Raw genomic sequence first — 18,489 nt, forward strand, 5'->3', positions numbered from 1 at the left:
CAGTGATGGTGTAGCCGGAAAGGGGTTCGCTGCCGGTGATGGCCACCACGGCGCTATCGCGGCACCAGCCGCCGCTGCTGCTGCACTGCAACTGGGCCGCGACGGTGGCCGGAGGGAGGGATTCGTTGTGGCATGAATCCTCAACTCGAAGGTAAGGAAGGCCGATAGCGAGGATTGAGCCAACCAGTTTTTGCACCTCTCAATAACAAGGCCCACTGCTCAGGCTCCGCCCACGTGGGGAAAAGTGGTATTATTTTACCGGAAGGGAGGGCAGAACGTGCGAAGCAAATCTGACTTTGCCGCCGAAATTCGCCGCTGGGTGGGAGAAACTGCCTACCGGCGCGGCGAGGTTTACGCACGCGAGGGGCGCGTGCGCCATCCACGGCGGCAAGAGCGTGTGTTAGAAGCCCTGTGCCAGGGACAAGCCGTTTTGCCCTATCAGGTAGAGGTGCGTCTGGGCGAAGACGGCAGCATCCTCCACGCCCGTTGCACATGCCCCGTGGGCAGCGCGGGGCGCTGCAAGCATGTGGCCGCGGTGCTGCTCCTGTGGCATACTCACCCCGAAGCCTTTGCCCCCGCGCCACCGCTGGCCGCCACCCTTGCCCACTGGAAAAAAGAGGACCTCATCCGCCTCATCCTACGCATGGTGGCCCGCTACCCCGACCTGGCGCTGTGGGTCATGCACGAGGGCCAAGACCATCCACCGCCCCCAGGGTGACTTCCGGCAAAGCGCTATGCGCCACATGGTATAATCCCCCGCATGAAAGCCCACCACTGGTCAACAGCCGCCCTGCTGGGGACGGCTTTTCTTTTCCTCGCTGTGCTGTTTTCCCAAACGGCTGTGGTGCGCGCGGTCCCTCCTACACCCACGCCAACCCCTACGCCGGCGACTTCCCCCACCGTGCCGGTGCTGTGCTCCCCCGGCGTTTACCCTGCCGATTATGCCGTGGATTGCGCGCCCTGGGGTCCTTCAGCCTACCTCAGCCACATGGCCGCACTGGGTTACACCTATCCCCCGCAACCTCTGCCTGCCCATCCGCTTCCCTCTTCGTGGGATAGCCTCCCCGGCAAATGGCATTACGCCCAGGTGCTGCGTGACGGTGGGCGGACGCTTTACCCCAGCCTGAAAGACGCCGCCGCGGGCACCCGCGGGCGTCAACTTCCACCAGGGTTTGTGTACGTTTCCTACTACCGCACTGCTTCCTATCAGGGCAAACTCTTCTACCTGGTGGACGAAGAAGGCTGGTGGATGCGCAAAAACGACCTGTGGGCCGTCGCACCTTCCAAATTCCGCGGGGTGATTCTGGGACGCACGCCTTCACACCCCTTTGGATGGGTGTTACAGCCCCTCAAAACCAAGCAGACCCCCGGCTACACCCACGAAGATTACACCCACCACCGGCTTAACCGCTACGACATCGTGCAGGTTTACGACACACGCGAAGCCAACGGGATGAAATGGTACATGATTGCCCCCAACGAATGGATTCCGCAGCGGCTGCTGGCGTTGGTTTTCCCCCGGCAAAGCCCACCGGAAGACGTGAGCGGCGAGCGATGGATTGAAGTCAATCTCTTCGAGCAAACGCTGGCGGCTTACGAGCACGGTCGGATGGTTTTCGCCACGCTGGTATCGACCGGCCGTCCACCGTTTTGGACCAGGCCCGGCGTGTTCCATATCTACAAAAAACTTCCAAGCACGCGTATGCGGGGGGCTTTTGCCGCTGACCGTTCCGATTATTATCAGTTGGACGATGTGCCGTGGACGATGTATTACGACGAAAGCCGGGCACTCCACGGCGCATATTGGCATGACTATTTCGGCTATCGTACTTCTCATGGCTGCGTCAACCTGACGATCGCTGACGCTCACTGGCTATACGAATGGGCGCATATCGGCGACATGGTGTACGTCTGGGATCCTTCCGGCAAAACGCCCCTGGAAGGCGGCGGGGGCGGGCCGTAGCCTCAGGGCTTGCGCCGCCGGTTGCCGGTAAAAGTGTGCCGATGCACGGGGGAAAAGCCATATTGCGCCAACGCCGCACGATGCTGTGCCGTGCCGTAACCTTTGTGTTGCGCCAGCCCGTATTGTGGGTAACGCTTGCCCAACCGTTCCATCCAGGCATCGCGATGGGTTTTTGCCAGCACCGAGGCCGCGGCAATGCTCAGCACCTGCTGGTCGCCCCGCACCACCCCCACCTGAGGCAAAACGCACGTCGGCAGCCGCAAATAATCCAGCAGCAAAAAATCGGGCGCGGGGCGCAGCCACCCCAACGCCCGCTGCACCGCGACGTAAAGTGCGGGCAAAATGCCCCAGGCATCAATCTCGGCTGGCGAAGCATAGCCCACCGCCCAGGCCAGCGCCTTTTCTTGCACCTTCCGGGCCCAGAATACCCGCTGGGCGGGGGTCATCATCTTGGAATCAAACACGCCCGCGAGCGCATCGGGTTCCAGCGAGGGGGGCAGAACCACCACTGCCGCCGCAACCGGCCCCGCCAACGCCCCCCGGCCAGCCTCATCAACGCCCGCCACATAGCGATAACCGCTTTCCCACAACGCTCTTTCGAGGTGCAAATCAGGTCTCGGGCGCGTCATACCGTCCCCTCAATGCCCGCCAGCGGATGGTCAACAAATCGACCGCCATACCCAACGAATCGTGCACCAACCGCACCCGGCTATCGGGGTCGAAATACCAGGTAATGGGCACTTCCACCACGCGATAGCCGCGCCGCCGGGCAATGAACAGAATTTCAACATCGAAAGACATGCCTTCCAGCGTCTGATGACGGAAAAGGTCTTCCGCCACGGCGCCACGAAAGCACTTGAAGCCACACTGGGTATCGCGGAAACCCGGCAACGCCAGCGCCTGCACCATAAGGTTGAAAGCCCGGCCGACGATATGCCGATAGGCCGGCTCTCCCACCCGCCGGGAAGCCGGCAACTCGCGCGAGGCAATCGCCACATCGAAATCGCTCAACTGGGGCGGCAGAAAGCGCGGCAATTCCTCAATGGGCATCGACAAATCGGCGTCGGCCAAAAAGCGATACTCGCCGCGCGCTTCCAGCATCCCGCGACGCACCGCCAGCCCCTTCCCCCGCCGCGTTTCGTGGAACACGCGGACGACCTCAGGGTGGGCTTCCTGAAAACGGCGGGCCAGCGCCAAGGTAGCGTCGGTCGAGCCGTTTTCCACGATTACCACCTCGGCGTGATAGGGCTGTTGCGCAAGAAAACCCAGCACCTTCTGCAAGGTGCCGGGAAGTCGACGGGCCTCATTGTGTGCCGGAATGACAATGGAGAGAAATGGGGGCATAAGGCACGTGTGGGCAGGGGGCAAACCACCATCAGGTGGCGGTGGCAAGGATGTAGAGGATAGCGCACATGAACGTCAGAAGCACCAACGCTGCCAGTACACCCAAAACAGCCCACTGGCGCGGGGTAAAGTTGAAATACCGCTCGGCCTTGCGCACAGCCTTAGGGGGCGCAGCGGCCTTGCGGCGACGCTGCGGCTTGGGGCGTGTAGCCACCAGGGGTTTAGGGCGAAAAGCGTCGGTCAGGTTCAGCAAATCGGTGGGGGTGAGCACAGTCTCGGCCTTGGTCAACTTGAGAGCATGGCGCTTCAAGCCATCCAGCAGCAAAGGCGTCACGTCGGGACGCACAGCATCTACATCGGCGCCGGTGTTTGCGAACACCATTAGCGGCGTCACCTTGACGGGTTGGCCGGTCTTCTTTTCCAAAAAGGCCGCCACCCCCGCGCTCAAATCTTTGATCACCTGCACCATATTCGGTTTGCCGGGGCGATAGCGACGATTACCACCCTGCATCACCTCCCACTGGCCTTCCCGAATGCGGAAAAAACCCGCTTTCGGCCAAACGTAGAGCAAAAACACACCCGGCGGCCCCAGCACGACCGGCGGCAACGGCGTTTCTTCGCCCGGAAGGCGAAACCCCCGCACCACCGTAAAGCGGTTATCCAACACGCCAGCCAGCACCCGCAAAACGGTATCTTCAGCCTGATGGCGCTGGTACCACTTCCAACCGTGCTTCAAAATCGCCTGCAAACGGGTTGCCCAGTCCGCCTTTTGCTGCCCCCGCTTGGGCTTGAGCGGTGAAAGGTCAATGAGTTTCATGGCATATTCCTCGCGAGAAAAGGCCTCGGTGTGCTGCTCGTATTATAGCAGAAGAAGGCAATACGCTCCGCTTTTGGGTACAATACAGAAGTCCGGGCAGCAAAGCCCGCATTTCTCTCGTTCCACCCCACTCCAGGAGGCCAAAATGCGCGTCTTACTTCAGCGTGCAAAATGGGGGCGCGTGCTGGTTGGCGGGCACCCCATTGCCGAAATCGGGCCAGGCGTCGTGCTGCTGGTGGGCATCACCCACAGCGACACCGAAGAAGAGGCCCGTTATCTGGCGCACAAAATTGCCCATCTTCGCATTTTCGAAGATGAAGAAGGCAAACTCAACCGTTCTTTGTTGGACACCCAGGGCGAAGCCCTCGTCGTTTCCCAATTCACCCTCTATGCCGACACCCGCAAAGGTCGCCGGCCGGCCTTTGTCGCGGCCGCGCGGCCGGAACACGCCCGCCCGCTGGTGGAACGCTTTGCCGCACTGCTTCAGGCCGAAGGCGTGCCCGTGCAAACCGGCGAATTTGGTGCCCACATGCATGTGGAACTCTGCAACCACGGCCCGGTGACCATTTGGCTGGAACGGGAACACCCTCAGCCGTAAATGGAGAACCGGCTTCTCCGAAAAGCCGCATCCTCTCTTTCCAATTCCTCCAGCGTGTGGTACAACAACACCGCAAGGCTCAACCTTGCCGGGAGGCAGTCATGAAACTGGTTACAGTGGAAGAAATGCGCGCCATCGAACAACAGGCCGATGCCCACGGCTGGACCTACGCCCAAATGATGGAAGCCGCAGGGGTGGGTCTGGCGCGCGTGGTGGCCGAAGCCTACACCCAACTGGCCGAGCACACCGTTTTAGGGTTGGTCGGCGGCGGCAACAACGGCGGTGATACGCTGGTCGCGCTGGCCGAATTACAGCGCCTGGGATGGCAGGTGGCCGCCTATCTCGCACGGCCACGCCCCAATGACCCGCTCGTGGCGCGCGTCGCCCACGGTGGCGGGTGGATTCTGGAAGCCGCCGACGATCCGCGTCAGGAAACCCTCCGCCGCGCCATTGCCGACCATGCCGTGCTGCTCGACGGCCTGCTGGGCACCGGAGCACGCCCCCCACTGCGCGCAGAAACCGCCCGCATTTTAGCCGCGGCCAAAGAAGCCGCCACGGCTCACGGCGTCATCGTCGTGGCTGTTGACGTACCCTCCGGTATTGACAGCGACACCGGCGAGGCTGCCGAAGCCACCTTGCCCGCCGACTTGACCGTTACCATGGCTGCCGCCAAGGTCGGCATGGCCCAGATGCCAGCGTTAGGGCTGGTGGGGAACGTTGTGGCCGTGGATATTGGCCTGCCCGAAGGGCTGCCTGCCTGGGAAGCCATCCACCGTTATTGGGCCGAAGCCGAGATGGTGCGCGCCCTCCTTCCACCGCGCCCTGCCGAAGCCCACAAAGGCCTCTTCGGCCACGCGCTCATTGCAGCGGGCTCGGTCAACTTCGCCGGCGCGCCCCTGCTGGCCGGAAAAGCCGCCTACCGCGCCGGTGCAGGGCGCGTGACCCTGGCCGCTCCAACCCCACTCCACAATGCGCTGGCCGGCGCTTTGCCAGAAGCCGCCTGGCTGTTACTGCCTCACGAAATGGGGGTTTTGGCCGAAGATGCGGCCGACGTGCTGCAAAAAGCCCTGCCGCGCGCCACCGCACTGCTGCTTGGGCCCGGGCTGGGGCAAGAGCAAGCCACCGCCGATTTTCTGGCGCGGCTCCTGGGCGCCAAACGCCAGGGGCGGGGAACGCTGGGCTTCGTGCCCGCCGAGAACAACGCCAAAGCCAGCGAGAACCACCTGCCGCCGCTGGTGGTCGAAGCCGATGCGCTCAAACTGCTGGCCCGCCTGCCCGATTGGCCGCAGCGCCTGCCCGGTCCGGCAGTTTTGCTGCCTCACCCCGGCGAAATGGCTACCCTCACCAACAGCACCCCTGAAGCCATCCAGGCCGACCGGTTGGCTGCGGCCGAAAAATACGCCAAAGCGTGGGGGCACATTGTGGTGCTGAAAGGCGCGGGCACCGTGGTCGCCAGCCCCGACGGCCAGACGGCGGTCATTCCGGTAGCCACACCGGCGTTAGCGCGCGCGGGCAGCGGCGACGTGCTCGCGGGCATGGTGGTGGGGCTGCTGGCGCAAGGGCTGTCGCCGTGGGAAGCCGCCGTTGCCGGGGCCTGGCTACATGCCCAGGCCGGGCTTTTCGCGTGGGAAAACACAGGCACCACGGCAAGCGTGCTGGCGCGGGAAGTCGCCGACGCCCTGCCGCGCGTGTTCAACGCCATCGGTTACGGCTAATCGCCGCGATCAGGCTTTGCCCTCTTGAGCAGCGAGGCGCCCTTGGGAAGAAAGGCGCCTCGCTGCGTTCCCATGAAAAAACTGCTGCCCGTTTATTCCCATTGCACTGTCACGCCCAGCAAACCAGGGCCGAAGTGCACGGCCAAAGCCGGGCCAAAATCCACCACCAACGGGTCGCCCTCAAAGCCCAGCGCCGCAGCGGCTTCCGGCGCCCAGGCGCGCGCCTTGGCCTCGATGCCACCATGCACCACCGCCATCCGCTTGACGGGGCTTTCCCCCTTAGCCGCCTGCAGCAACGCCAACACTCGCTTCAACGCGCCGCGGTAAGTGCGCTCGGTGGCCACAGCCTTGGGCACGCCATCCAGCAAGCCGACAATTGGCTTCACCTGCACCGCGGCCTGGGCAGCGGCCTCCGCCCCCTGGGTACGGCCTGAGGCCGTCAGGTGCTCCACTTCGGTCACCGTGAAAAACAAACGGGAATGCGCTTTGACCGCCGCGATGGCCGCCAGGGCTTCTTCGAGGCCGCCGCCCGCTCGCACGGCTTCCACGGCCTCGATGAGCATGAAGCCCATCTGCATCGAGGTTGTTTCGCTATCCACCACGTGTACCCGAATGCGGTCAGAGACCATCTGCGCGGCCAGTTCCGCCGATTGGCAGGTGCCCGAAGCCTTGGCCGTGACATGGATGGAGATCACGTCGGTGTAACCTTCCTCAGCCAGGCGTGCGTACACCCGCCGGAAGTCCTCCGGCGAAGGCTGCGAGGTCGTCGGCATGTTGCCGGTTTCCTGCTTGAAGGTTTGCAGCCGACGATAGAACTCGTCTGGCGCGATCTCCTCATAATCCTTCAGGGCTGTTTCCCCAAACATCACATACACGGGAACGACCTCAATGCCATAAGCAGCGGCCATTTCCGGTGGCATATTGACGGTGCTATCGGTTACAAATGCAATAGTCATGGGTTTCTCCTTCCAAAGGGTCTGCAAAGAAAAACACCGCATCCCGTCAAGAGATGCGGTGCCTATGCGCTTCCTGCGTCCTGAGCAACCGTTGCACTTATGCCTGGGCAGGCTTGGTCGCAACGACATCGGCCATGCCGCTGGTGGTCACGACTTCCACCCTGGCTTCCGGGGGCAAAAACGCCGCAATTTGCTGCGGCAACAAGAAGTGCGAGCGCATCAAAAGCACCTTCTCGCCCAACGCCAAGGCCTTGACCAGGGGCAAGTTGAAATCAGGCTCTTCAATGACCAGGCGCCCACCGGGCGCCAGCACGCGCCAGAGTTCTCGCACGCTGGCTTCCTGCTCGAAAACGTGGTGCAGGGCATCAACCATCACAATGCGGTCGAATGTACCATCAGGGAAAGGCAATTGCTCGGTAAGGGCTGCGGCGGCCTGCAAGCCCTCCTTTTCCAGGGCATAGCGCAACATGCCCACCGAGAGATCAGCCACCACCACCTGCCGCGCCGGCTTCAAGAACTGCGCCACCCGCCCGGTGCCGCCGCCGGCATCCAACACGCGATGCTCGGGAGCCAGTTGCAGCACTTCCAGCAAATGGTGCGGGTCTTGCGGGTGAATCAGGCGCTCGTACCAGGGGGCAATGAGGTCAAAATGGAAATCCGCGCCGTAATGCGAGGCCCGCCAGCGCCACAGCAACGCCCCCCCAAGCGCCGCCGCGAAATCAATTAGCAAGACGCCCCACCACACACCGAGGCTGCCCAACCAAACCGCCCGCAACATCAGTTGGGCACCGCCCAACATCGCTGTCGCCAGCAAAGCCGTGCCATATCCCAAGCGGCCACTACCCAGATAACCCACGCCGAAATAGAGCGCCGCCTGAAGCAGGAAAGCCAGCCCCACGGCCCGCGGCGCTGCCCGGCCCCACAGCGCAGGCAGAGGCAGCAACGCCAGTAAGAACCAAAGCACCGTCAACCACCATGATGGTTTCCGCACGGCTACCCCCACGGTAAGGCTTGAGCGGCAATCTTGCGATGGACTTCGCGCGCCAGCAAGGTATCATCGAGGGCGCGATGGCTGTTGGGGATGGGAATGCGCAACTCCCGCCCCACTTGCTCTAACCGCCAGCGTCGCAGGCTGCCATCGGGCGCGCGCTGGCCCTTGAACTCGGAATAGAGCATCAGCAAATCGCCGAACTCCGCCCCTGGCACTTCAAAAGCCATGCCATAGCGGGCGGCGGTTTGCTGCATCAGGCGCACGTCGTAATCGGCGTTGTAAATCAACACCAAACGACCTGCCATCGCGGCCTGAATTTGCGGCCATGCTTCCGGCCAGGTGGGCGCGCCCTGCAACATGGTCGTGGTCAAGCCGTGCACACGCGACGCATCGGGCGGCACTTCACCTTGCGGGCGAATGAGCGTGTTGACCAACGGGCGGCCATCGGCATCCACAATGGCAATTTCGATGACTTCCGCACCTTCATCCAGGCCGGTGGTTTCGGTATCCAGGTAAACCGGTTGCCGTTTCAGCCACGCTTTGGCCTGCCGAATGGCATCCCAGCGGCTCATGCATCTTCCTCCGGTGCATTTTGCAAAATGGCCTCAATGCGCTCCAGCACCTCATCGCCGAGTTTGTCTAAAGCCTCGGCGGCACCCAGGTTCTCTTCCAGTTGGTCCATGCGGGTCGCGCCGGTAATCACGCTGGAGACCTCTTTGCGGCGCAGCAGCCAGGCGATAGCCAGTTGGGCTGTGGTGATGTCCAGGTCGGCAGCCAAAGCAGAAAGTTGCCGCACTTTTGCAATCACCTCGGGCGTAATCCGGTCGCGAATCCAGCCCATGTTTTCCAGCGAGGCCCGGCTGCCCTCGGGGATGCCATCGTTATACTTGCCCGTCAGAATGCCGGAATAAAGCGGGCTCCACGTGGTCAGGCCAATGCCAAAGCGCCGAGCCACCGGTGCGAGTTCCATTTCCACGCGGCGGCGGTGCAGCATGTTGTACTGCGGCTGCTCCACCACCGGCGGGATGAGGTGGTGCTGACGCGCCAGGCCCACGGCCTCCACAATCTGCGCTGCCGTCCATTCCGAGGTGCCCCAGTAGAGGATTTTCCCCTGCTGGATGAAAATGTTCATCGTGTAAACCACCTCTTCCACCGGCGTATCGGGGTCAAAGCGATGGCAATAATAAATATCCAGGTAATCGGTCTGCAAGCGCCGCAGCGAAGCATGCAGCGACTCGCTCATGTGCTTGCGCGACAAGCCGCGTCCGTTGGGCCCAGGCATCGTAGGCCAAAACACCTTGCTGGAAAGCACCAAGCCCTCACGCGGCAAGCCTTGAATGGCCTTTCCCATGATGATCTCCGCCTGGCCGCGGGCATACACATCGGCATTGTCGAAGAAATTGATGCCGCGGTCATACGCTGCATGCACGAGGTCGGTGGCTTCCTGCTGGGAAAGTTGATTGCCAAAAGTGACCCACGCCCCATAAGAAATTTCACTTACTTTGATCCCCGACTGACCCAAACGTCGGTAATGCATTTTAACCTCCTGGCAGAAACTAAGCGTTAGAATGACCTAAATTATACCAGCCATTCCGCATTTTCCGTCTCCAGAGGCAAGCCTTACCACCCCCTCCCGTTGCGTCCCTTGCGCCCCAACATCGCCCAATTTTAGCCTTGCATTCCAGGGTATCTTATGCTAAAGTGTAAGCGAGAGCCTTGGAAAGGCAAGGAGGCCACAATGAACGGCGAATGGGAACAAATGGCTGAAGACATCCGCCGCTCGCTGGAAGCCATCACCCGCGCCCATGCCAGCGCCGAGGCATTGCAGAAAGAGCCCGGCCACCATACGCTGCAAGCCTATCGGCAGGAACTGCAGGCCCTCATCAAAGAGCTCAAAACGCTGGATTACCTGGTGCATCATGAAATCGAGGTCGCCGTCGAAGACATTGGCGACTTGCTCAATCGGGCATTGGTCGGGCGCAAAGCGCCTTATCGCCACAGCCCCGAAATCCACAATGCTGAGGATGAATGACAGCCAATGAGCAGCACTACCCTCGAGATATTCATCGTCGAAGACGACAACGACACTGCCGACATGCTGGCCGAAATGGTGCGCCTGAGCGGCTATCGCGTGCGCCTTTACCACGGGGCGCACACGGTGCTGGCCGCGTTACGCCACACCAAGCCTGCCGCCATGATTTTAGATATCATGATGCCAGACATCTCCGGCCTGGACGTCTTGCGGGAAATCCGTAACGATGCCCGCTTGCAAGCGCTGCCGGTGATTTTGCTTTCTGCCAAAAGCACCCCGCTGGAAATCGAAGAAGGGATGCAAGCCGGTGCCAACCTGTACCTCACCAAACCCGTGAGGTTCGACGAACTCCAGCGCGCCATCGAAGAAGTGCTGGCAGTCAACACGACATAACCTTTGCGAGGTCGCCTGATGAGTGTCATTCGCGCTTTCATTGCCATCGATTTGCCGGAAGAAGTCCGCCAGCGCCTTTCCCGCGTTTCGCACAAACTTCAGCAACAGCTCCAACCCTACCCCATCCGGTGGGTGCCTCCCAAGAACATCCACCTGACGCTGAAGTTCCTGGGCGACGTCTCAGAACACAACCTGCGCATGCTCACCCACTTGCTTGCCGGGGAAGTGGAAAGCCACCGCCCCTTTGAATTTGGTGTGGGCACGTTGGGCGCTTTTCCCGACATCCGACGGCCACGGGTGATTTGGGTGGGCATCGAAGCCCCCGACGAACTGGTCGCCCTCCAGCGCGGCATTGACCATGCGATGGCAAAACTGGGCTACACCACCGAGCGCCGCCCCTTCCAGCCGCATCTGACGCTCGCGCGGGTTTCACGCAACGCCACCGGCGCTGAAGTGCGCGACATCAGCCACGTGCTTCAGAAAACCACCGTAGGTTTTCTGGGAAGCACTCGCGTCACCGAAGTACACCTTTACCGAAGCGATTTGCAACCCCACGGCGCGGTTTACACCCGCCTGTTTACCACTTCACTCAACGCCGAAACCCCACCTGCGGTGGTTTAGCCCCATTTCTCCGCCGCAGGCAGCCGTCAGGCTCGCCTTTTCTGACTATGCGAAACACCGCCCCAACCAAGGAGGTCGCTTGGACGCTTTGACGTTTGCTCACCACCTCGTGGACGCCCTGGAAGAGCACAAGGGGGAAGACATCGTGCTTCTGGACATTCACAACCTGGCCCCTTTCGCCGACTACTTCGTCATCTGCTCAGGCGGCAACGACCGCCTTCTCGACGCCCTCGCCCGTGCCGTCCTCGACGAAGGTCGCAGCGCCAAAATTCATGGGCGCGTCGAAGGCACCGCCCGCTCGGGCTGGATTTTGGTCGACTTCGGCGAAGTCGTCGTACATCTCTTCGCCCCCGACCTACGCGCTTACTACCGTCTGGAAGACCTGTGGGCTGAAGGCAAAACGCTGCTGCACGTCCAATAAAGCCCTTTTTTTGCCGCCAAAAAACTGGACGCTTCTCCACGCCTGTGGTAGAATGACGCCCGCTGTTGGGGGCTCGTCTAATCGGCAGGACAGCGGACTCTGGATCCGTATGTGGAGGTTCGAGTCCTCCGCCCCCAGCCAAACACCCGACCATTGTGGCCGGGTGTTTTTCGTTTCAGGGGACAGGGTCAGCCAGTTCTGGCGGCAACGGCAAGCCACGGCGGCGGTAAAACGCCCGCTCTAACACCGCGTGCCGTTCCACAATCCGCCGATACCAGCGCAACGTCAATTCTTCCCGCTCAGCCTCGCTCAACGGCCAGGGGGCTTCGGCGCGATGCAGTGCCGCCCGCAAATGCGAAAGCGTTATCGCCACACTCACCGAAATGTTGAAACTTTCGACAAAACCGTACATGGGCAGGCGTAACGAAGCATCGGCATGTTCCAAAGCGTAGGGGCTAAGCCCTTCTCGCTCATTGCCGAAAAGGAAAGCCAGGGGCCTATCCAGCGGCACGTCTTCCAGGCTCCAGGCCTCGCCGTGGGGCGAAGTTGCCACAATGCGATAACCGCGCGCCCGCAGGGCTTCCAACGCGGCTGCCGTTGCCGGGAATTCCGCTGGCATCTCGTGCTGGCGCTCCAGCGCGGCGGGATCGGCTGCTCCCCACGGGCTGCGGAAGCGATGCAAATCGACCCATTTGTGCGCCCCCAGCGCCACATCGGGGTTGACCTTGTAGGCGTTCCAGTTCTCGGCAATGTAAACATCTTGAATGCCCAGCGCGTCGGCCGTGCGCAGGGTTGCGCTGGCATTCTGAGGCTGATAAATGTCTTCCAACATAAAGGTGATGTAGCGCGTTCGCCAACGCAGCACCTCGGCAATTTTGCGGCGCTTGTTTTCGGTGACAAACTGTCCCAAAAAGGCAATTAACTCACGGCGTAAAGCAACGTCCATGCCTCCTCCTTACAACTTAGCGTCCATAAAGCACACTGATGTGGTCGCGATACAACACCCGCCAGCCGCGGATGAGCAACAACCTGCCCAACGGCGTATCGGGCGGCATCAGCACCAGGCGCACATCCCAGTAATCCAACACCGCCTCCCAACCGGGCTTGACTTCTGCAACCCGCAACCATTGCCCAATGATCTCGTCGCCATACAAATCGGCGCGGCCATCGATAAAGACCGGGTAATCGGGCGCCGCCCACAACAAATATGCACCCCAGCCATAATCGTTGAAAAGGCGGCCCTGCGGACGCTCAGTTTCCAGAAATGCCGCAGCCCCCACCGGGAAATTCTTCGCCGTGGCGCTGGCGTTCACCTGAGGCAGTGCCATGACCCCTACCTTGCCAAAAGCCACCAACGCCGCGAGGCCAATCAGGGCAAGGTTGAGTCGCGGGTGAATGGGAGCAGGCGGGCGCTCTTCCCGTGCAGGCAGCCAGGCCGTCACATCCCGCCGCAGGAATTCGGCATGGCGGGCCAACATCGGCACGGCCACCACCGCAAACAAGGCCACATTGCGCACAGCCGTCAGGGCCATCATCAGCATGCCGCCCACCAGGAACGCATGCTCTAACGTGATGCGGCGAGCCGAAGCCCCTACCACCCACAGCAAAGCCACCAGCAGCGTCAGCATGGGAAGCAACGACGATTTATGGAAATCGGGGGCCTGCCATTCCGAAATCTTGCGCAGGGCGTGAATACCCAGCGTCTTGAACGGGTAGCCATACATTTCCAGGCCATAAGGATTCACCAAAACAGCCAGCACCAGCGCCGCCCCCACAGCCGTGAGGGCGAGTAACCACCGCCAGGCAGCCGCCGCCGCTTGCGGGCCTTCCCGCCAACGCCGTACGCCCCACCGCAACAAAGCAGCCGCCCAATACACGCCCCACCATACCAGCCCCATGATAAACGCACCGTGCCCATTGGCCCACAGCACCATCAAAAAAGGCAACCAAACAAGCAAGCGAGCGCCGCGCCGCCTGGCACGCGCCAATAGCCAAAGGAACAACGCCGAAAGCAAAAAGGAAAGCAAATGCGGACGGGCGCTCCAATAAATGGCCGAAGTTGCTGCCCCCAACGTCACTGCCGCCGCCTTGATCAACGGATGCACCGACACATCCAGTTCCCGCAAAGTAAGCCACACCAGCCCCCACGCGGCCACTACAGTGAGCGCCACGGCCACATTCAGCGCCCCCAGCCCCCCCAGGCGATACAAGCCATACATCAGCAACTCAACCGGCCAGCCTGGGTAATGCCACGCCTCGCCCAACCGAGTATACGAAAAAGGGTCAACGTTTGGCAGAGCATGATGCACCCAAATCCATTTGCCGGCGCTCAGGTGCCACCACGTATCCGGCGAAACGGTATAACGCCCTGCCATCGCCATCACCATCAGGAGCGTCAGCACAGCCAAAAAGCGTTCCAGAGTACGGCGTCGTTCATCTTCCATCATCTACTCCTCGTTCAACGCGTGCAGGCGCTCAGCACTGTACCCGGCAGGGGCGCATCAAGGGCATAAAAAACCACATGATCAGCCACCACCGCCTCTTGCCAGGTCACCCCATGCTGGCGCAGTAGCGCCCGCAAGCAAGTTTCCAGCCGGGGATGCTGCGGCACCACCAGTGCCACCCGACGCGCTGCCGCCACCTGCGCGTCATACGGTGGGTAGCGGTCGTCGCGCGGCGTGTAGCGCAAATCACGATGATAAGGCAAGCGCGGCACGAAAATCAGGCGCTCAGCGGTCAAAAAAGCCAGGGGGTAGGCCACCCAATAAGTCGTATAGCCGCGCGTCTCGCCGTGGGCTTCCAAAAACGCAGCCAACTGGGGCACAGCATCGGGGGCAAGACGGGCATCAGGGGCAAACTGGGTGGTCATCCGGTAAGGGTTCGCCGCGGCCTGGGCCGTACCGACAGCATAAAACAGCACCAGGAAGCCCACCACCCCCCAGCCAAGGGGCCTTCCCCGCCACCGCAGGCGCGGGAAAGCGCCCGCCAGCCCCAAAAAGAGCATTTGCGTGACCGGCAGGAAATAGCGCCCTGACGGGTCAGTACCAAAAGCCGTCAACACAAAACCCGCCCCAACGGCCAGCACAACCCCGAGAGGCAGCCACCATGCTTTCCGCCAGGAATGCCCCGCCCGCCACCACAGCATCGCCGCGGCGAAATACGCCCCTACCGCCCCTACAGCCAACACCGGCGCCAGCAAACGCACACCCCACGGCGGACGCAAGCCCAACGTCACTGGCAAGCCAAACAGCAGGGCATAAAGGGCATGACGGGCCGCGCGTGCCAGCCAGCCAACATGCTCCACCGCCACAGCGCTGCCGGTCAATTCGCGCAACAGCGCCGCCCAACCGTGCCGCAGGCCGTAAGCCCACCACGGCCACGCGCCCACCACCGCGCCGCCCAACGCTGCCGCCGCCAACAACGCGCTGCGCTGCCATCCCAGCCGCCGCCAACGGAACAGCAAAAACAAGCCCGCGGGCACAGCATACACCAAGGTCAGGCCAAAAGCCCACAAGCCCACGCCAGCCAACACGCCCCACAGCGCAGCCCCGGCAGGGCGCTCAACACCTTCCCCCAGCGCCAGCCACAACAGCGCCGTGCCCAATAACAACGCCTCACCATACCCCCCCAGGCTCACCGTGGTGTAAAGCGTCATATTCACCGTGGGCACGGCCATCAAAAGCGCCGCGGCCAGCGCACTTTCCCAATGGCCAAAAAGCCGCCACGCCAGCGCCGCGGTCAACACTACCGTCCCGGCATAGAGCAGCACCTGCACCAAGCGAATCACCCACACATACGCGCCCAACACTGCAAAACCCGCCGCCACCAGAAAGGCGTCCAGGCTCCCCATGTAAGCCTGACCGTAAAAGAAAGTGGGGCGCCCGCCCTGCAATATATGGCGCGCCATCAAGCCCACCACCGCCTCGTCGGCATTGAACGGGAAGGCCTGCTGCCACAGCCAGAAAACCTTCCAGGCCACGGCGAGCAGCACCGCGCCGCCCAACAACCATCGCCAGCGAATGTGTGCCGTCATGGCTCTATTGTAACAGCCCCTCGGCTGCCTTTGTGCTATACTGAAAGCGTAACACCCATCCCATCTCACGAGGGTACCGCGATGGAAACCGAACTTCCTCCCAAACTGCAATGGATTGAAGACGAACTCCAAAAACTGCGGGAAAGCGGGCTCTACACCCACATCCGCACGCTGGAATCGCCGCAAGGGGCCTGGCTGGTCGTGGACGGCAAAAAGGCCCTCAACTTCTGCTCCAACAACTACCTTGGGCTTGCCAACCACCCCCGGTTGGTGCAGGCCGCCAAAGAGGCCATCGAAAAATACGGGGTAGGCCCCGGCGCGGTGCGCACCATTGCCGGCACCATGAGCCTGCACGTGGAACTGGAAAAGCGCCTGGCCGCGTTCAAGGGCGTGGAAGACGCCATCACCTTCCAGTCAGGTTTCAACGCCAACTTGGGCACCATCCCGGCGCTGGTCGGGCGGGGCGACGCGATTTTCTCCGACGAACTCAACCACGCCAGCATCATCGACGGCAGCCGCCTTTCGCGCGCCCAAATCATCCGCTACGAACACTGCAACCCCGCCGACCTGGAAGCCAAACTCAAAGCCCACCGCCATGAATTCAACCACGCACTGGTCGTCACCGATGGCGTCTTCAGCATGGACGGCGACATCGCGCCCTTAGATAAAATCTACGAAGTCACCAAAAACTACGACGCCATCCTGATGGTCGACGACGCCCACGGCGAAGGCGTGTTAGGGCGCGGCGGCCGCGGCATTGTGGACCACTTCGACCTGCACGGCAAAGTCGACATCGAAGTCGGCACCCTCTCCAAAGCCTTTGGGGTGGTGGGCGGCGTGGTGGCCGGCAACGCCAAAATCGTGGAATGGCTGCGGCAACGCGGTCGCCCCTTCCTCTTCTCCTCGGCCATGACCGTGCCCGACACCGCCGCCTGCCTGGCCGCGGTCGACCTGTTGGAAGAATCCACCGACCTGGTGGACAAACTTTGGGAAAACACCCGCTACTTCAAAGCCGAGATGAAGCGCCTGGGCTTTGATACCGGCCAAAGCGTCACCCCCATTACGCCCATCATGTTAGGGGAAGCCACCTTAGCCCAGGAATTCAGCCGCCGTCTCTTTGAGGAAGGCGTGTTTGCGATGGCCATTGGCTACCCCACCGTACCCAAAGGCAAGGCCCGCATCCGGGTGATGATTTCCGCTGCCCATGAAAAAGAAGACCTCGACAAAGGCCTCGAAGCCTTTGCCAAAGTGGGCCGGGCACTGGGCGTGATTTCGTAACCAACGCCCTCCAGCAAACCCTCCCAGCGACCTGACAGTGTGTCAGGTCGCTGCTTTTTAACGCATAATCAACTCAGATGTTGGGTTTAGACTCCTCGGCAAGGCTCAGCAGGGAATGGGCAAGATTCGCCACCAGCAGGGCGGATGGTGCCTTCGGTAATAACTGAGATGTGGTTCGAGAACGCATTAACGAGCACGCCCCAGGCGCACACCTCGCCTGGGGCATACCCGACCAACTCGGAAGGAGGAAAACACACTCGTCGTTCGGCTCGCACAACTCGCTGCTATTCTACCCTTCCCGCCGAAATGCGTTAGTGACGAACATCACATATTTGAGGTGAGCATTGGCCCCTAACTTCACCCTTTGGGCAGCCGTGCTTCAACGATTGCTCCGCAACTCCGCGCCACGCGCTTATCCGAACCGCGACTTTCTTAGAAAAGCGTTAGAAAAATTTTCTCGCCCTGCCACGGCTTGACAAAAAGCGACCTCACAAGTAAACTATAAGCGTAATAACTTTATACGCATTCCAAATAACTTCACACAGGAGGAAGTACCATGGAAATCAAACGCATGCCCCTTATTGGCGACCCGTTCCCTCAAATGGAAGTTGTCACCACCCACGGCAAACTCAACCTGCCTGAAGCCTTCAAAGGCAAGTGGTTCGTGCTCTTCAGCCACCCCGCCGACTTCACGCCAGTATGCACCACCGAGTTCTACGCTTTCCAAAAGCGCTACCCCGAATTCCGCAAACTGAACACCGAACTCATTGGCCTGAGCGTTGACCAGGTTTTCGCCCACATCAAGTGGGAAGAATGGATTGAAGAAAAACTGGGCGCGAAAATCGAATTCCCCATCATTGCCGACACCGGCGCGGTGGCCGAAACCCTGGGGCTGATTCACCCCGGCAAAGGCACCAACACCGTGCGTGCCGTGTTCATCGTTGACCCCAAGGGCATCATTCGCGCCATTCTCTACTACCCGCAAGAACTGGGGCGCAACATGGATGAAATTCTGCGCATGGTCAAAGCCTTCCAGGTTTCCGACGCCCAGGGCGTGGCTATGCCCGCCAACTGGCCCAACAACGAACTCATCGGCGACAAGGTCATTGTGCCGCCCGCCAGTGATGTCAAGACTGCCGCCGAGCGCCCCAAGCAGTTCGACTGCTACGACTGGTGGTTCTGCTACAAAGAGCAAAAATAACCTCCCCAACCTTTCCCCCTAACCTTTTCTCCTCCTTCTTCACGGGCTGGCCTGCGCGCCAGCCCGTGCCGCGTACTGCAACCTTTCGCCCCGCCGCGTGTTATAGCACCACGAAAACCCCCAAAC

20 protein-coding genes and 1 tRNA gene are annotated in these 18,489 nt (G+C 61.3%); 11 read left to right on the top strand and 10 right to left on the bottom strand.

Features of this window, described 5'->3' with window-relative positions:
* The first annotated feature begins 190 nt into the window (after positions 1-190).
* The gene (locus tag ENJ54_09115; GenBank protein HFC09991.1) at positions 191-718 is read left to right on the top strand and encodes a hypothetical protein; all 528 of its coding nucleotides are present in this window, start codon (positions 191-193) and stop codon (positions 716-718) included.
* Positions 719-760: 42 nt separating this feature from the next.
* A complete protein-coding gene (locus ENJ54_09120) occupies positions 761-1,963 on the top strand; it encodes a murein L,D-transpeptidase (GenBank protein HFC09992.1) in 1,203 nt (400 codons plus the stop codon).
* 2 nt (positions 1,964-1,965) lie between these two features.
* Here the strand turns inward: ENJ54_09120 and ENJ54_09125 are convergent, their stop codons facing one another.
* The 3 genes from ENJ54_09125 to ENJ54_09135 are packed head-to-tail and all read right to left on the bottom strand — an operon-like array spanning position 1,966 to position 4,124.
* Positions 1,966-2,592: a ribonuclease HII gene (locus tag ENJ54_09125; protein ID HFC09993.1), complete on the bottom strand. Its 627-nt coding sequence runs from the start codon at positions 2,590-2,592 to the stop codon at positions 1,966-1,968.
* Positions 2,573-3,307 carry a glycosyltransferase family 2 protein gene (locus ENJ54_09130; protein ID HFC09994.1) on the bottom strand — a complete coding sequence of 245 codons (735 nt, stop codon included), beginning with the start codon at positions 3,305-3,307 and terminating at the stop codon, positions 2,573-2,575. Before ENJ54_09130 ends, ENJ54_09125 begins: the two co-directional genes overlap by 20 nt.
* Before the next feature lie 31 nt (positions 3,308-3,338).
* Positions 3,339-4,124, bottom strand: a complete 786-nt coding sequence (locus ENJ54_09135) for a hypothetical protein (GenBank protein ID HFC09995.1) — start codon at positions 4,122-4,124, stop codon at positions 3,339-3,341.
* 145 nt (positions 4,125-4,269) lie between these two features.
* Between ENJ54_09135 and ENJ54_09140 the strand changes: the two genes are divergently transcribed.
* A complete protein-coding gene (locus ENJ54_09140) occupies positions 4,270-4,722 on the top strand; it encodes a D-tyrosyl-tRNA(Tyr) deacylase (protein HFC09996.1) in 453 nt (150 codons plus the stop codon).
* A gap of 101 nt (positions 4,723-4,823) precedes the next feature.
* A complete protein-coding gene (locus ENJ54_09145; GenBank protein HFC09997.1) occupies positions 4,824-6,437 on the top strand; it encodes an NAD(P)H-hydrate dehydratase in 1,614 nt (537 codons plus the stop codon).
* A gap of 92 nt (positions 6,438-6,529) precedes the next feature.
* Here the strand turns inward: ENJ54_09145 and ENJ54_09150 are convergent, their stop codons facing one another.
* The 4 genes from ENJ54_09150 to ENJ54_09165 are packed head-to-tail and all read right to left on the bottom strand — an operon-like array spanning position 6,530 to position 9,921.
* Positions 6,530-7,522 (bottom strand): DegV family protein, encoded by a 993-nt coding sequence (locus ENJ54_09150; protein ID HFC09998.1) that lies wholly within the window; start codon positions 7,520-7,522, stop codon positions 6,530-6,532.
* Positions 7,491-8,384, bottom strand: coding sequence for a methyltransferase domain-containing protein (locus ENJ54_09155; GenBank protein HFC09999.1), 894 nt, complete (start codon positions 8,382-8,384; stop codon positions 7,491-7,493). The genes ENJ54_09150 and ENJ54_09155 overlap by 32 nt, the downstream gene beginning before the upstream one ends.
* A 2-nt stretch (positions 8,385-8,386) precedes the next feature.
* Positions 8,387-8,956 carry a 3'-5' exonuclease gene (locus ENJ54_09160; GenBank protein ID HFC10000.1) on the bottom strand — a complete coding sequence of 190 codons (570 nt, stop codon included), beginning with the start codon at positions 8,954-8,956 and terminating at the stop codon, positions 8,387-8,389.
* Positions 8,953-9,921: an aldo/keto reductase gene (locus ENJ54_09165; GenBank protein HFC10001.1), complete on the bottom strand. Its 969-nt coding sequence runs from the start codon at positions 9,919-9,921 to the stop codon at positions 8,953-8,955. The genes ENJ54_09160 and ENJ54_09165 overlap by 4 nt, the downstream gene beginning before the upstream one ends.
* Before the next feature lie 201 nt (positions 9,922-10,122).
* Here ENJ54_09165 and ENJ54_09170 point away from each other — a divergent pair, with 201 nt between their 5' ends.
* From ENJ54_09170 to ENJ54_09190, 5 genes are all read left to right on the top strand, one after another.
* Positions 10,123-10,416, top strand: coding sequence for a hypothetical protein (locus ENJ54_09170; GenBank protein ID HFC10002.1), 294 nt, complete (start codon positions 10,123-10,125; stop codon positions 10,414-10,416).
* A gap of 6 nt (positions 10,417-10,422) precedes the next feature.
* Positions 10,423-10,809, top strand: coding sequence for a response regulator (locus ENJ54_09175; GenBank protein ID HFC10003.1), 387 nt, complete (start codon positions 10,423-10,425; stop codon positions 10,807-10,809).
* An 18-nt stretch (positions 10,810-10,827) separates the two neighbouring features.
* Entirely contained in the window at positions 10,828-11,430 is a 603-nt protein-coding gene (gene thpR / locus ENJ54_09180) for an RNA 2',3'-cyclic phosphodiesterase (protein ID HFC10004.1), read from the top strand.
* An 88-nt stretch (positions 11,431-11,518) separates the two neighbouring features.
* Positions 11,519-11,851, top strand: a complete 333-nt coding sequence (gene rsfS / locus ENJ54_09185; GenBank protein ID HFC10005.1) for a ribosome silencing factor — start codon at positions 11,519-11,521, stop codon at positions 11,849-11,851.
* 66 nt (positions 11,852-11,917) lie between these two features.
* Positions 11,918-11,992, top strand: a tRNA-Gln gene (locus ENJ54_09190).
* A gap of 34 nt (positions 11,993-12,026) precedes the next feature.
* Here the strand turns inward: ENJ54_09190 and ENJ54_09195 are convergent.
* The 3 genes from ENJ54_09195 to ENJ54_09205 are packed head-to-tail and all read right to left on the bottom strand — an operon-like array spanning position 12,027 to position 15,884.
* The gene (locus ENJ54_09195; protein HFC10006.1) at positions 12,027-12,797 is read right to left on the bottom strand and encodes a TrmH family RNA methyltransferase; all 771 of its coding nucleotides are present in this window, start codon (positions 12,795-12,797) and stop codon (positions 12,027-12,029) included.
* 16 nt (positions 12,798-12,813) lie between these two features.
* Positions 12,814-14,298 (bottom strand): hypothetical protein, encoded by a 1,485-nt coding sequence (locus ENJ54_09200; protein ID HFC10007.1) that lies wholly within the window; start codon positions 14,296-14,298, stop codon positions 12,814-12,816.
* Between the two features lie 11 nt (positions 14,299-14,309).
* Positions 14,310-15,884, bottom strand: coding sequence for a hypothetical protein (locus tag ENJ54_09205; protein HFC10008.1), 1,575 nt, complete (start codon positions 15,882-15,884; stop codon positions 14,310-14,312).
* 81 nt (positions 15,885-15,965) lie between these two features.
* Here ENJ54_09205 and ENJ54_09210 point away from each other — a divergent pair, with 81 nt between their 5' ends.
* Together ENJ54_09210 and ENJ54_09215 are read left to right on the top strand one after the other, a co-directional pair.
* Positions 15,966-17,162 carry a glycine C-acetyltransferase gene (locus tag ENJ54_09210; protein ID HFC10009.1) on the top strand — a complete coding sequence of 399 codons (1,197 nt, stop codon included), beginning with the start codon at positions 15,966-15,968 and terminating at the stop codon, positions 17,160-17,162.
* A 556-nt stretch (positions 17,163-17,718) separates the two neighbouring features.
* Positions 17,719-18,363, top strand: coding sequence for a peroxiredoxin (locus ENJ54_09215; protein HFC10010.1), 645 nt, complete (start codon positions 17,719-17,721; stop codon positions 18,361-18,363).
* Positions 18,364-18,489: the final 126 nt, after the last annotated feature.

The organism is Chloroflexota bacterium (assembly GCA_011322445.1).
Taxonomy (GTDB): domain Bacteria; phylum Chloroflexota; class Anaerolineae; order Anaerolineales; family DRMV01; genus DRMV01.